Source organism: Nitrosomonas ureae (assembly GCF_001455205.1).
Taxonomy (GTDB): domain Bacteria; phylum Pseudomonadota; class Gammaproteobacteria; order Burkholderiales; family Nitrosomonadaceae; genus Nitrosomonas; species Nitrosomonas ureae.
Map to the genome: position 1 here is coordinate 2,424,757 of NZ_CP013341.1, position 13,365 is coordinate 2,438,121.

Consider the following 13,365-nt stretch of genomic DNA (forward strand, 5'->3'; position numbering starts at 1 on the left):
TGATACTAAAAAAGCCGGTCAATTAAATTTGCCCGGCTTTTTTCTGTACTACCGGAAGCGATGGCTTACCCATAGCGATGCCGCAAATAGCAGCACTGCGCCCCCTTGATGAGACGCTGCCAGATGAATCGGAACCACCTGCAATAAAGTTGTGATACCCAGGCTGATCTGTACTGCCAGCATCAACAAGAAAAGATTGCAAGCAAGACGTGTAGTGCCGGATAGTTCGACTTTGCGTGTTTTAAACCAAAAAAGCGGCACTAAAAAAGCCAATAGCCACGCAATCAGTCGGTGGTCGAATTGGACGGTAGTGATGTTGTCAAAGAAATTTCGATACCAGGGTTCCAGAATAAAAAGGTCTGGCGGAATCAAATATCCGTTCATGAGCGGGAATGTATTGTAAGCCAAGCCAGCACGAATACCGGCAACAAATCCTCCGGAAAGAATCATGATAAAGATCAATGAGGTGAGGCTATAAGAGAATCTGCGCAAACTTTGAATTTTTTCATCGGGTTTGGGGTGCTCGCTTTGCGGAGTAAGCAGGCCCAGAGCAACCCAAAACATCGCGGCGAAAATCACAAAAGCCAACCCAAGATGCGCGGTAAGCCGATACTGGCTGACATGCGGATCGTTAACCAAACCGCTCATGACCATGTACCATCCCATCAACCCCTGCAACCCCCCCAGTATAAATATGCCGGTCAACTTGATTCCTAAAGATCGGTCGATTCTTTTTTTAACCAGAAAATAAACAAAAGGGACAAAAAATACTATTCCGATAAGCCGACCCAGCAGGCGGTGAAAGTATTCCCACCAAAAGATATTTTTAAATTCATCGACACTCATGCCTTTATTGATTTTCTGATACTGCGGTGTAGCGCGGTATTTCTCGAGCAATACGTCCCAGTCTTCCTGTGTGACCGGGGGCATGGTGCCCACGATAGGTTGCCATTCGACAATTGAGAGCCCTGAATCGGTCAATCGCGTAACGCCACCAACTACTATCATGGCAAATACCATGGCACAACAAATAAGTAACCAGATCGCAATAGGTTTTTGCATAGTCGTAAAAAAATTATTGAATAAAATTAAGTCGGTAGATAATGATGAATTGTTTTACTTGTCACGCATCAAGCGTTGTTTAGTGCGTTCCCACTCTTTTTGCTTCTCGGATTCGCGCTTATCATGCTGCTTTTTGCCTTTGGCCAAGCCTATTTCCAGCTTGATCCTGCCTGTCTTATAATGCATATCCAATGGAACCAGTGTATATCCGGCGCGTTCGACTTTGCCGATAAGCCGTCTGATTTGTTCTGCGTGCAGCAGCAACTTACGGGTACGTACCGGATCAGGATTAATGTGCGTTGACGCTGTCTTAAGCGGGCTGATATGACTGCCAATGAGATATAATGCGCTGTTCCGAATAATGACATAAGCTTCTTTCAGCTGAACCCGGCCATCGCGTATGGATTTAACTTCCCACCCTTCCAGTGCCAAGCCTGCTTCGTACTTTTCCTCGATGAAATAATCGTGAAAAGCTTTTTTATTTTGTACTATACTCATACAGGGATTAAGCAGTGGGAATGACTAAAATTAAGCATATTTTATCAGTTTTTCGGTGTTCCTCATCGATGTGAGTTGATTTACTTTTATGGCAGAAATAGAAAAATCAGTTTTGGTTGAATATTCAGCTGAGCAAATGTTTGCATTAGTTGATAATGTCAAGGAATATCCGGATTTCCTTCCGTGGTGCGGCGGTACCTCGGTGGATCCTCAGGATGAAGTAACCACGCATGCGACAGTCAAGATCAATTATCATCATATCCAGCATAGCTTTACCACCAAGAACAAGCGCTTTCCGCCCGATTTGATTGAAATGAGCCTGCTGGATGGTCCTTTTGAGCACTTGGATGGTTATTGGCAGTTTATTCCATTATCCGATAATGCGTGCAAAATAAAATTTCGTTTGCATTATACTTTTTCAAATAAAATCCTGGAAAAGCTTGTGGGTCCGGTATTTCATATGATCGCAAATAGCTTTGTGGAATCCTTTATTGAGCGGGCGGAAGTAATCTACGGCAAACGATGACTACAGTGATTCAGGTTGAAATCGTCTATGCCCTTCCAAATATTCAGGTTTTGAAAAAAATGACTGTACCGGATAATTGTACGGTGGGTGAGGCCCTAGCGCTTTCGGGATTTTTGGAGCAATTTCCCGAAATAGATCCGGCAAAAAATAAGCTGGGCATTTTTGGAAAATTGGTTGGACCGCATACATCATTGCAGTCACGCGACAGAATCGAAATTTACCGGCCGCTGGTTATTGATCCCAAGGAAATCAGAAGAATACGCGCTAAACGTTCCTTGGGCTCAGAAAATCGTAAGTCATGATCATTACTCAATAACCGTTTTTTGGGGATGATTTTCTCGCTTTCATTCTTTCCGGAAATTACACACCGTGTTTCTTATTATCCTGAACTCTCAATGCCTTATCCTAATTAGCGTAGCCTTATCTGAAGATATCATTTCCACTCCATTGTGATACGCGCATAGCCTTGGAATTCCGGCAGATCTGATTATATGCTTGATATTGATTCCATTTTCTCATCCGATGGCATTCTTTCCAATCACATCAAGGGGTATCGTGCGCGTTCGCAGCAATTGGAAATGGCGCAGACCATTGCAGCGACAATAACCAAAAATCAAGTTCTGGTGGCTGAAGCAGGTACCGGAACCGGCAAAACTTTTGCCTATTTGGTGTCGGCTTTGTTGGCAGGGGGTAAAGTGATCATTTCCACTGGAACAAAAACGCTGCAAGACCAGTTGTTTAATCGTGATATTCCAACAGTGCGTGCGGCGCTTAAAATACCGGTTACGATTGCATTGTTAAAAGGGCGTGCAAATTATATTTGCCATTATCACTTGGAAAGAAGTTTGCAGGATACACAGCTGAGCTTTGTTAATCGCGACGAGATCCAGTATCTACAGAAAATAGAACGGTATGCGAATATCAGTAACAGTGGCGATAAAAGCGGTCTTAATGAAGTACCCGAAACGGCTGCCATTTGGCAGCATGTAACTTCAACCCGGGATAACTGCTTGGGTTCCGAGTGTCCCAGCTATAAAAAATGCTTCGTGATGGAAGCGCGCAAACAAGCATTAGCGGCGGATATCGTGGTGGTGAATCATCATTTGTTTTTTGCGGATGTCATGCTGCGCGATGAGGGCTTGTCGGAATTGCTGCCCGCCTGTAATACGGTCATTTTTGATGAGGCGCATCAATTACCGGAAACGGCCAGCCTGTTTTTTGGCGAATCGATCAGTACCGGGCAATTGCTGGATCTTGTACGGGATGCCAGAGTGGAAGCGATTCATGCGGCTGGGGACTTTGTGCCGCTGCCGGAAGCTATTGCCGCGATGGAAAAAGCTGCACGCGATTTGCGTTTAACCATCACGGAAGACAACACGCGGTTATCTTTGTCAGCAATCAATCAACACTCGGATTTCAATGTTGCGCTGGATAAGTTGCTGGAACAGTTGCTTGCCTTGGTAAAGCAACTGGAGAGTCAATCAGAGCGATCTGAAGGATTGGAAAATTGCCGTCAACGGGCCACCAATCATTTGTACCTGATTCAGCGCTGGCGTAGTGAAACAGAAATGCGGGATCATGTGCGGTGGATTGAAGTTTATCATCATGCCCTGCAGCTTAATGCAACGCCACTATCAATTGCCGAAATCTTTCAAAAACAAATGATGACATCGCCACGTGCCTGGATTTTTACTTCAGCAACTTTGTCGGTTAAAAAGGATTTCTCTCATTACAATAATGAAATGGGATTGAATACTGCGCAAACCGCTTGCTGGGATAGTCCATTTGATTTTTCTGCGCAGGCGCTGCTTTATGTACCGATAGGCTTGCCGGAGCCGCATCATAAAAATTATATTGACCAGGTTGTTCAATCGGCATTGCCGGTATTACGTGCCAGCCGCGGACGCGCTTTTTTCCTCTGTACCAGTTTACGTGCGATGCAACGGATTTATGAGTTATTACAGAATTCTGATGATTTCAGCTCTTTTCCGTTGTTACTTCAGGGCCAGGGCTCGCGCTCATATCTGTTGGAGCGTTTCCGCAAATTGGATAATGCGATTCTGGTTGGCAGTCAATCTTTCTGGGAAGGGGTCGATGTGCGAGGGGAAGCGTTGTCACTGGTTATCATTGATAAATTGCCGTTTGCGCCTCCGGACGATCCGGTTTTATCAGCGCGAATTGATAAAATTAATAATGAAGGTGGCAATGCGTTTATGCAATATCAATTGCCTCGCGCAGTTATAAATTTGAAGCAAGGAGCCGGGCGATTGATCCGGGATGAAACAGACCGCGGTGTCTTGATGATTTGTGATCCGCGTTTGACAACAAAAGCTTATGGCAGGCAGATATGGCAAAGTCTGCCTCCCATGAAGCGTACTCGGGATTTGGCAGAAGTCGAGCGCTTTTTTTGTACTGATTAAAGGAACTGCGATGATAGTGATGTTTCATTATCTATTGCCAATAGGGCTATGGTATAAATAATTTATGGTTATGAAATTAGCAACATGGAATGTTAATTCTCTCAAAGTACGTCTTCCACAGGTAATTGACTGGCTGGTAGAACATCAACCCGATGTGTTATGTCTGCAGGAAATAAAATTAATCAATGAAAATTTTCCGATCAATGAAATAAAAGCTGCAGGCTATGAATCCGTCTTCTCCGGGCAAAAAACTTATAACGGTGTGGCGATGCTTAGTAAAAGGCAAGGAAGCAATATAGTTACTGCAATACCCGGCTTGGCTGATGAACAGAAAAGGGTAATCGCAGCAACTTATGGGGATTTGCGTGTGATTTGCGCCTATGTGCCTAATGGGGAGAATGTTGAGTCGGAAAAATATGAATATAAACTACGTTGGTTGCCAGCTTTTACTCAATGGCTGAAGCAGGAACTGATAGATTATAAGAGATTGGCAGTATTGGGCGATTTTAATATCGCACCGGAGGATCGGGATGTCTATGATGCCGAACTTTGGAAAGGAAAAGTGTTATGTAGCGGCCCCGAGCGTTCTGCTTTCGGAAATATGCTCAATTTAGGTTTGACTGATAGCTTCCGCTTGTTTGAGCAACCTGAGAAATCCTATACATGGTGGGATTACCGGATGATGGCGTTTCGTCGAAATCAGGGATTGCGGATTGATCACATACTCCTCAGCGAGGAACTTTGCAGCGCATGTATGACGTGTACGATTGATAAAACGATGCGCAAGCTTGATCGTCCTTCGGATCATGCACCCGTTTTGGTGGAGCTGGCTTGCTCACTGGATATTTAATCTTTCCGGGTTTAAATTCTCGCTGTCTTGCGGTGAGGGGCTTTATTTGACTCATTCCCGAAGCAATTGAGACGTGAACGGCTAAAGCATAATCTCCTATCTGATTTTTTCAGGCATTTTACCCAAGTCGTTTTTCATTAATTCCAGGTTTTTCTCACGTGCACTGATTTCCTCTCGCAGCCGTTCTACCCGGTTAAGGTATCTTTGGTAATTGCGTTCACTGCCCAAGCGGTCCGGCATGCCATCTTTATACTCGCTTTTTACTTCATTAAGCTGCGCTTCTTCCTCGGCAATTTTATTTTGCAGTTGTTCGCGCTGCTCTCTAAGTTTCATGGACTCTCTGCGCTTCGTAATTCGATCTTCAACTTCACCGGTATCTACAGGTGGAACGACAATAATCGGCGGTAAATCAATGCGTCTGGAGTCGTTGGAAGGAATATTCGAATAGGTTACGTTGCCATTCTCATCAATATGCTTATAGACGCCGGCATAAGATAAGCTAAAAAATAGTGCTAATGTAATGAGCAAGAAGTAATTTCTTGGCATTATCGACCTAATTCTTTTTTTAATGCCGCAACATTTCTTTGGTGCAGAAGTAATTTATTTTTTAGCTGTACAGTCTTTTCCTGAGAATTATTCTTAAACTCAGGCTTGTTGGATATCTCGTCCAAGAAATCCCGTGTTTCAGAAAAGAGTTTTTCTTCGGCAATGAGTTCTTTTTGTAGAATCTCACGGCGCATGGCATCACGGCTTTTTTGTGTTGTATCGTTTACGCGCGGAAGATTTAATTCTGAACTTGGTTTTGACTGACTGGATTTTGTGTTTCTCGAAAACGAGGCAATGGAAATCTTTTCCGCATTAGAGACGCGACGATTAGTGAAGGTAATATTGCCATCCTTATCGACATACTTATATATCTCGGAACCGGCTATTGCTTGCGGGAAGCCCATTGGCAACATAAAGATCAATAAAATCAAGAATGTTATAGTTTTCATATTTTGCTGAAAGAATATTGATGGCAGTATCAACTGCCTGATTAGTTTATCAAAATTTTCTTTATCGAAAAGCAAAAAAAGAACTGCCAATTCCTCTTTATTGCACGACTTAATCGGTGTCGGGTTATAGACGTTATCCTATAAGTAATTAATATTGCTTGGTATATTCAGTTTGCTCAGTTTCTGAATAGTGAAAATTATAAGCTGTAATACAAATCGAATTCAATCGGATGTGTAATGGTACGTAATAATTTGACTTCATCCATCTTCAACTGAATGTACGCATCGATCAAATCATTGGAGAATACGCCGCCACGAATCAAAAAATCCCGATCTTTATCCAGGCATTCCAAAGCTTCATCCAACGAAGCGCAGGCATTAGGCACCTTGGCAGCCTCTTCTGGCGGCAGGTCATAAAGATTTTTATCCATCGGGTCGCCGGGATGTATTTTATTTTGGATGCCATCCAAACCAGCCATCATTAACGCAGTGAATGCCAGGTATGGATTTGCGGTTGGATCGGGAAAACGAACTTCAATGCGTCGTCCTTTAGGGCTACTGGTATGAGGAATACGAATTGCGGCTGATCGATTGCTGGCCGAATAAGCCAGATTGACCGGTGCTTCAAATCCGGCGACTAATCTTTTATAGGAGTTGGTGCTGGGATTGCAGATGGCATTAAGCGCTTTGGCGTGTTTGAGGATACCACCGATATAATACAAGGCGATTTCGGATAATCCCGCATAACCATTGCCGGAGAATAAATTCTTACCGTCTTTCCAGATTGACTGATGCACATGCATGCCGGAACCATTGTCACCCACGATCGGCTTGGGCATAAAAGTTGCTGTCTTGCCGTAAGAATGCGCGACATTATGAATGACGTATTTAAGGATCTGATTCCAGTCCGCGCGCTTCACCAGACTGTTAAAGCGTGTGCCTATTTCACATTGACCTGCGGTAGCCACTTCATGATGATGAACTTCGACACCCACCCCCATTTCTTCTAGGGTCAGGCACATGGCAGAGCGGATATCTTGCAATGAATCTATGGGAGGTACCGGGAAGTAACCGCCTTTGACAGCAGGACGATGACCGATATTACCGCTTTCATACTTGATTGACGAGCTCCAGGCTGCCTCTTCGGATTCTATTTTGACCGAACAACCGGACATACCGGTATGCCAGCGTACCGAATCGAATATAAAAAACTCAGGTTCCGGTCCGAAATAAGCCACGTCCCCGATACCTGTTGATTTTAGGTAAATCTCTCCGCGCCGGGCTAATGAACGCGGGTCACGACTATAACCTTTGCCATCGGCAGGCTCGACCACATCACAAGTAAGCAGTAACGTGGGTTCATCCATGAATGGATCCATATTCGCGGTATCGGGATCAGGGATCAATAACATATCGGATGCTTGAATTCCTTTCCAACCCCCTATCGATGAACCGTCAAAAGGATGGCCATCGTCAAACTTATCTGCATCAAAGTTATGGGCGGGCAGGGTGACATGATGTTCTTTTCCATTGGTATCGGTAAAACGCAAATCAACAAATTTAACTTCATTGTCTTGAATTAATTTCAGAACATCAGCTACCACCATATTCATTTCTCCAAACTAACTTCACAAATTTTATAAATAAAGACACCTTTCTAGAATTATACCAGCACAACCGCATGAATAATTTGAAACGGCATTAACAATCGTTATCAAACCGACTGAATGAAAATAAACTTACTAGTAGCTGGGCACCCATCCCGGTGTAGTATCATGAAAGTCTTTATGATTCTTAAAAAAGTAATTTGCAGACAATGTAAATTACAATAATGCCGTGATCCGGTTAATCAGCAGGAATTTGCAATAATTCTACTTGGAATGTCCGAAGCACTTAATATATTGAAGGAAATTTTTGGTTATCCGGCTTTTCGCGGGCAGCAAGCGGAAGTCATTGCACACCTTGCCGGTGGAGGCGATTGTCTGGTGTTGATGCCAACCGGTGGTGGCAAGTCATTGTGTTATCAAATTCCCGCTTTATTACGCAATGGCGTTGCTATTGTCGTGTCTCCGCTCATTGCTTTGATGCACAATCAAGTCACTGCATTGCACGAAATTGGGGTGCGCGCCGCAGTGCTGAATTCTTCACTATCCCAACAAGAAGCTATTCTAGTTGAGCAGAAGCTTTTAGCGGATGAATATGATTTGCTGTATGTGGCGCCTGAGCGCTTGTTGACTGCGCGGTTTCTGAATCTGATTGCACGTATTCCGATTGCGCTGTTTGCGATTGATGAAGCGCACTGTGTTTCGCAATGGGGACATGATTTCCGTCCGGAATACATTCAATTATCAATTTTACACGAACGTTTTCCTGCAGTTCCGCGTATTGCATTAACAGCAACCGCCGATATGGATACGCGTAGAGAAATCATGGAGCGGCTTGGATTGGATTTAGCCAAGGTATTTGTTTCAAGCTTTGATCGCCCAAACATTCGTTATCAGATTATCGATAAAACTAACAGTCGTTCTCAGTTACTGGCTTTCATTCAAGCGGAACACCCGTCGGATGCCGGGATTGTGTATTGCCTGTCGCGCAAAAAGGTGGAAGAAATCACCCTTTGGCTGGTGAAGCAGGGTTTGAATGCTGTGGCCTATCATGCCGGCATGAGTATGCAGCAGCGAAACGTGAATCAGGAAAAATTTTTACGCGAAGAGAGCATCATCATGGTTGCTACAATTGCGTTCGGTATGGGGATCGATAAACCCGATGTGCGTTTTGTCGCGCATCTGGATTTACCGAAGAGCATCGAGGGTTATTATCAGGAAACCGGCCGCGCTGGCCGCGATGGGCAAGCAGCCAACGCCTGGATGGCGTATGGTCTTGGCGATGTTATTCAGCAGCGGCGGATGATTGAAGAATCCGAGGCGCAGTTCAAATTTAAACAAGGAGCTGCACGCAAACTGGAAGCCATGTTGTCATTATGCGAAACGACTACTTGTCGCCGTATTCGCTTGCTAAGCTATTTCGGTGAGAGAGTTGACACGGAGGGATGTGGAAATTGCGATATTTGCTTAAATCCACCTAAAGTTTGGGATGCCACGGTGGAAGTGCAAAAGGCAATGTCGTGCGTTTATCGTACGGGGCAGATTTTCGGCGCAGGTCATTTAATTGACGTTTTGCGCGGCAACCTGACCGACCGGGTAAAAGAATGGCATCATGACAGAATCAGTACGTTTGGGATCGGGAAAAATATGCCTGAAAAAACCTGGCGTGCGATATTTCGCCAAATTGTTGCGCTCGGTTTGCTGACGCCGGACAGTGAAGGTCATGGTGCTTTGCATCTTACTGAAGCTAGTCGTGCTGTACTTAAAGGGCAGCAGAACGTGTATTTACGTCAACAAACCAGAACCGAACAATTATCTAAAAAGCGCAATCGCGATGATTTAACCCCCTTGGACTCAGCCGAGCGCTATTTATGGGAGCAATTGCGGTCATGGCGGGCAAAGACAGCCAAAGAGCACGGTGTTCCGGCTTATGTGATTTTTCATGATGCCACGCTGCATGAATTGGTGCGTTTATGCCCGCAAACGGAAGATGAATTGAGTCAAGTGACAGGTGTTGGTGTGCGTAAACTCGACAAATATGGCGTTTATTTGATGCAAATACTGCGCGGCGGCTAAGAAGGTAAAGCATCCGCTGATATGGCATCAGTGAGTGGTGTTGATAGCCAAGTACTTGGAAATTTTTTCTGTTCTGTTATATACTCAAACCCTCAAAACAAATATGGTAAATCTAAATAAGGAAATTAAGCGATGAAACTGTCAATTTTTACTGTAGCACTACTGGTTTTTTTAACCGCTTGTTCAAATGCCGATATGGGTGATCCAAATGCTAGTGTCGATGACTGTCAATTTGGAATAGATGGGAATGGTAACTGCCTCAAAGAAGGGCAAGATCCACGTCCTTTCGGTGGTACCAGCAAACCTGGACATTGATCCCCGAATTTTAGTACCAAAATAATTTCATTAGAATGAGAAAAAAACCGCCCGAAGAGGCGGTTTTTTTCTGCACTATTTTCCCATCTCAAGTTCTCGAGTAATCTTGAGATTACGGAAGATAAATATTTGTCAATTCCCTATGAATCTAATGAGATGACATCATTTCACCTATTGATCCATTTCCGGGTCGAATTACTTTTATGTAAGTTTTGCAAAACAGATTTGCATCCTCGTACTCACGCCGGATGAATTTAGTCTTGACTTCATGGGCATGAATGAAGAGCGCAAAGCAAACATGAAAGCGCATGAGTGCGTTCACTCCACTGCATCATCACTATCCATCACGCATTTTTATATACTCAAGCCCAAAGCTCGCGCCTGCTAAGCTAAGAGGGTACTGCTGAGAGTGACATCCTGTCAGACTTAATAGTGTTGAACGCTTTTTGAATCTTTTACAAAAGAGAAACCCAGCGTGAATTCATGTTTTTTCCAGCAATTGAATATGAGAAAGTCTGTAAAAAATGAAACGCAAATCGAAGCTGTATTTTTATTAATGTTTGCTGCCGTACAGACAATTTATTTTAAGTAGATATATCCTTATAGATCTGAACCTTGTGTTTTGATTATTATTTAAGAGAATATCCATGATAACCTATTCGAAGGAGGATACTATGATGAGTCATTTTCGGAAAAAATTCTCACGACGCAGAATAATGAAATTTATGGCACTGGGTGCCACCATCCCTCTTTTCAGTATCGTAATGAATTACGTACATGCGTCTAAAGCTTCCAAAGAATCAATGCAATATCGGGATGAGCCAAACGACAAAGAACAATGCAATAATTGCGTGCAGTTTATTCCCGGTAAAACGCCAGAAGCTCAAGGGGGATGTAAAGTTGTTGAAGGCAGTATTAATCCCCAAGGCTGGTGTGTTGCATATACCAAAAAATAAAGATTGAAAGGTTCAAAATATAAAATGAAGCACCCCCGCCGCAAGCAGCGGGGTATTACTGCATTCTTCAATCTAATCAGCCTTCGTCTCAAGGGGCGGGGAATTAAACCTAAAGAGATTAAAGAGGATAGGCATATTTAGCGGTGTACTGGACACCGCCTCACTAAATATTTATTCCGCAGATATAAAAGAATTTAATGGACAGCGAATATATTATCCGACCAATGATGCAAAATGAGATCGATTTTGCTATCGAATTGGCTACTACTGAAGGTTGGAATCCTGGTTTACACGATAGAGATTGTTTTTATGCTGCGGATAGGAATGGTTTCTTCATAGGCCTACTTAACGGTCAACCTATTGCCTGCTTATCAGCGGTTAAATACAGCGATTCGTTTGGGTTTATGGGACTTTATATTGTTAAAGAACCATATCGTGGGCAACAATATGGTCTTAGGCTTTGGCATGCTGGACTTAATTATCTCAAAGGATGCAATATCGGCCTGGATGGAGTAGTTGCACAACAGGATAACTATATAAAGTCCGGCTTTCAGGCAGCATATCGTAATATTCGCTATCAAGGATTAACAGGCGGACAGTTTTCATGTAATCCGGAATTGATTGAACTTGCAAATATTCCTTTTGCGCAAATATGTTTGTATGATTCAGCATTTTTCCCTGCTGATAGGACTAAATTTCTAAAGTTATGGCTCACTCAGCCTGATAGCATTGCTTTAGGGATTATTCGGAATAATCGGATTGTCGCATATGGAGTAATTCGTCCTTGTCGCATAGGGTATAAAATTGCCCCGTTATTTGCGGATAATCCATTATTAGCTGAGACTTTATGGTTGGGATTACTTGCTGCTGTAGAGGAAAACCAATCGGTATTCTTGGATATTTGTGAGAACAATCCTCATGCGCGTGCATTAGTTAAACGCCATGATTTACAGATTGTTTTTGAAACATCGAGAATGTATACCAAATATATGCCAACACTAGATTTTGAGCGGATGTATGGCATCACCAGTTTTGAACTGGGTTGATCTTTATTGTTTGATCTAATTGTACAGAGCGCTTGAAATTGAAAGCGTTACCGAGTTTGATGTAGGTATTGAAACCTAAAATCAAACATAAATGAAGGTAACACTCCTGCTACCATAGTAACAATCCAGTTATCAAATACAAAGCAGGATTGCTCAGCCTTGCCGAAGAACTCCAGAATATCTTAAAAGCCTTCATCCTCCATTTCATCTCTTCATTTTATGAAACTCTGGATTTCCTGAAAATCAGAATACTTCGGTGCCTAACGAAATTAATGAGCTATAGTCTTCGGTATGTAATACACATAATTATCAAGGCTCTAGACTAACGGAGTTAATAATATCTGATGAGTTGCCAAAGTTGATTAGCAAGCTCATTCGATTGTTTTTTCCATCGCCATTCAGATTCTTTTAAATGCAGTTCAAAGTTTACTGATACACCGTTAAACTTTGCGAGTCGTCGCTTGGTAAAACTCCGGAACGACTCAATACCGTTAATATGGCAATGTCCATCTCGAGCAAATTCATTGTCACCATGCGATACACGAAAATGCCTGGAATAGCCTACATCTGCCAAACCATTATAACCACGCCAGCCGTCACTATAAATAACACTTTCAATCGATACTCTACCTAGTATTACCTCATGTAAAGTCAATCGCTTACAGTCTGGCACTATTTCGGTATACACCCTGCCATCTCGCTCAAACACACCAAATACAGGCTGTTTTAATGTGCCGCGACCGCGCTTGAGTTTGCCATGATAACCACGTTGCCGTTTCCCGCCATCATTCCTTTCATCAACTTCCACTCTGCCTAACAATTTGTTCTTAAGGGCAGTCTGATGATGATAAATTACTTGCCTGAAAATGCCATACCAACGATTAATCGTGTTACGATTTTTACCCAGTAGCAGAGCCGCTTTGCTGGCTGGGATATCAATGCAAAAGCATTCAATTATTTTTTTAATCCAATAATCACTTAATTTTCTGTTTCTTAACATCTTACTAGACTAGTAGT

14 protein-coding genes are annotated in these 13,365 nt (G+C 43.1%); 8 read left to right on the forward strand and 6 right to left on the reverse strand.

Going from position 1 to position 13,365, the window contains the following annotated elements; all coding sequences use genetic code 11:
* Positions 1–48: 48 nt before the first annotated feature.
* Both ATY38_RS11155 and smpB read right to left on the reverse strand, forming a co-directional pair.
* Entirely contained in the window at positions 49–1,062 is a 1,014-nt protein-coding gene (locus ATY38_RS11155; protein WP_062559369.1) for a COX15/CtaA family protein, read from the reverse strand.
* A gap of 54 nt (positions 1,063–1,116) precedes the next feature.
* Positions 1,117–1,560: an SsrA-binding protein SmpB gene (gene smpB / locus ATY38_RS11160; RefSeq protein ID WP_062559370.1), complete on the reverse strand. Its 444-nt coding sequence runs from the start codon at positions 1,558–1,560 to the stop codon at positions 1,117–1,119.
* 88 nt (positions 1,561–1,648) lie between these two features.
* Between smpB and ATY38_RS11165 the strand changes: the two genes are divergently transcribed.
* The 4 genes from ATY38_RS11165 to xth all read left to right on the forward strand — a co-directional run bounded on the left by ATY38_RS11165 (position 1,649) and on the right by xth (position 5,356).
* Entirely contained in the window at positions 1,649–2,086 is a 438-nt protein-coding gene (locus ATY38_RS11165; RefSeq protein ID WP_062559371.1) for a type II toxin-antitoxin system RatA family toxin, read from the forward strand.
* Positions 2,083–2,388: an RnfH family protein gene (locus tag ATY38_RS11170; RefSeq protein WP_062559372.1), complete on the forward strand. Its 306-nt coding sequence runs from the start codon at positions 2,083–2,085 to the stop codon at positions 2,386–2,388. Before ATY38_RS11165 ends, ATY38_RS11170 begins: the two co-directional genes overlap by 4 nt.
* 189 nt (positions 2,389–2,577) lie before the next feature.
* On the forward strand, positions 2,578–4,506 hold the full coding sequence (locus ATY38_RS11175; RefSeq protein ID WP_062559373.1) for a DNA repair helicase YoaA: 1,929 nt from the start codon (positions 2,578–2,580) through the stop codon (positions 4,504–4,506).
* 70 nt (positions 4,507–4,576) lie between these two features.
* Entirely contained in the window at positions 4,577–5,356 is a 780-nt protein-coding gene (gene xth / locus ATY38_RS11180; RefSeq protein WP_062560184.1) for an exodeoxyribonuclease III, read from the forward strand.
* Positions 5,357–5,452: 96 nt separating this feature from the next.
* Here xth and ATY38_RS11185 read toward each other — a convergent pair whose 3' ends face one another.
* The 3 genes from ATY38_RS11185 to glnA all read right to left on the reverse strand — a co-directional run bounded on the left by ATY38_RS11185 (position 5,453) and on the right by glnA (position 7,958).
* Positions 5,453–5,902 (reverse strand): DUF4124 domain-containing protein, encoded by a 450-nt coding sequence (locus ATY38_RS11185; RefSeq protein WP_062559374.1) that lies wholly within the window; start codon positions 5,900–5,902, stop codon positions 5,453–5,455.
* Positions 5,902–6,351 carry a DUF4124 domain-containing protein gene (locus ATY38_RS11190; RefSeq protein ID WP_062560185.1) on the reverse strand — a complete coding sequence of 150 codons (450 nt, stop codon included), beginning with the start codon at positions 6,349–6,351 and terminating at the stop codon, positions 5,902–5,904. Before ATY38_RS11190 ends, ATY38_RS11185 begins: the two co-directional genes overlap by 1 nt.
* Positions 6,352–6,548: 197 nt before the next feature.
* The gene (gene glnA / locus ATY38_RS11195) at positions 6,549–7,958 is read right to left on the reverse strand and encodes a type I glutamate--ammonia ligase (RefSeq protein ID WP_062559375.1); all 1,410 of its coding nucleotides are present in this window, start codon (positions 7,956–7,958) and stop codon (positions 6,549–6,551) included.
* Positions 7,959–8,231: 273 nt separating this feature from the next.
* Between glnA and recQ the strand changes: the two genes are divergently transcribed.
* From recQ to ATY38_RS11215, 4 genes are all read left to right on the forward strand, one after another.
* The gene (recQ, locus tag ATY38_RS11200) at positions 8,232–10,031 is read left to right on the forward strand and encodes a DNA helicase RecQ (RefSeq protein WP_062559376.1); all 1,800 of its coding nucleotides are present in this window, start codon (positions 8,232–8,234) and stop codon (positions 10,029–10,031) included.
* 132 nt (positions 10,032–10,163) lie between these two features.
* Positions 10,164–10,346 (forward strand): hypothetical protein, encoded by a 183-nt coding sequence (locus ATY38_RS11205; RefSeq protein ID WP_062559377.1) that lies wholly within the window; start codon positions 10,164–10,166, stop codon positions 10,344–10,346.
* 674 nt (positions 10,347–11,020) lie between these two features.
* Positions 11,021–11,302 (forward strand): high-potential iron-sulfur protein, encoded by a 282-nt coding sequence (locus ATY38_RS11210; RefSeq protein ID WP_062559378.1) that lies wholly within the window; start codon positions 11,021–11,023, stop codon positions 11,300–11,302.
* Between the two features lie 197 nt (positions 11,303–11,499).
* On the forward strand, positions 11,500–12,348 hold the full coding sequence (locus tag ATY38_RS11215; RefSeq protein WP_062559379.1) for a GNAT family N-acetyltransferase: 849 nt from the start codon (positions 11,500–11,502) through the stop codon (positions 12,346–12,348).
* Positions 12,349–12,679: 331 nt separating this feature from the next.
* Here the strand turns inward: ATY38_RS11215 and ATY38_RS11220 are convergent, their stop codons facing one another.
* Positions 12,680–13,348 (reverse strand): IS1595-like element ISNur1 family transposase, encoded by a 669-nt coding sequence (locus ATY38_RS11220; protein ID WP_062559380.1) that lies wholly within the window; start codon positions 13,346–13,348, stop codon positions 12,680–12,682.
* Positions 13,349–13,365 lie beyond the last annotated feature (17 nt).

Bases quoted from the DNA above. Each gene is read 5' to 3' on its own strand.
- ATY38_RS11210 (WP_062559378.1), top strand. From the start codon at position 11,021: ATGATGAGTCATTTTCGGAAAAAATTCTCACGACGCAGAATAATGAAA.
- xth (WP_062560184.1), top strand. From the start codon at position 4,577: ATGAAATTAGCAACATGGAATGTTAATTCTCTCAAAGTACGTCTTCCA.
- ATY38_RS11190 (WP_062560185.1), bottom strand. From the start codon at position 6,351: ATGAAAACTATAACATTCTTGATTTTATTGATCTTTATGTTGCCAATG.
- ATY38_RS11170 (WP_062559372.1), top strand. From the start codon at position 2,083: ATGACTACAGTGATTCAGGTTGAAATCGTCTATGCCCTTCCAAATATT.
- ATY38_RS11205 (WP_062559377.1), top strand. From the start codon at position 10,164: ATGAAACTGTCAATTTTTACTGTAGCACTACTGGTTTTTTTAACCGCT.
- ATY38_RS11215 (WP_062559379.1), top strand. From the start codon at position 11,500: ATGGACAGCGAATATATTATCCGACCAATGATGCAAAATGAGATCGAT.
- ATY38_RS11165 (WP_062559371.1), top strand. From the start codon at position 1,649: ATGGCAGAAATAGAAAAATCAGTTTTGGTTGAATATTCAGCTGAGCAA.
- ATY38_RS11185 (WP_062559374.1), bottom strand. From the start codon at position 5,902: ATGCCAAGAAATTACTTCTTGCTCATTACATTAGCACTATTTTTTAGC.
- recQ (WP_062559376.1), top strand. From the start codon at position 8,232: ATGTCCGAAGCACTTAATATATTGAAGGAAATTTTTGGTTATCCGGCT.
- smpB (WP_062559370.1), bottom strand. From the start codon at position 1,560: ATGAGTATAGTACAAAATAAAAAAGCTTTTCACGATTATTTCATCGAG.
- ATY38_RS11220 (WP_062559380.1), bottom strand. From the start codon at position 13,348: ATGTTAAGAAACAGAAAATTAAGTGATTATTGGATTAAAAAAATAATT.
- ATY38_RS11175 (WP_062559373.1), top strand. From the start codon at position 2,578: ATGCTTGATATTGATTCCATTTTCTCATCCGATGGCATTCTTTCCAAT.
- ATY38_RS11155 (WP_062559369.1), bottom strand. From the start codon at position 1,062: ATGCAAAAACCTATTGCGATCTGGTTACTTATTTGTTGTGCCATGGTA.
- glnA (WP_062559375.1), bottom strand. From the start codon at position 7,958: ATGGTGGTAGCTGATGTTCTGAAATTAATTCAAGACAATGAAGTTAAA.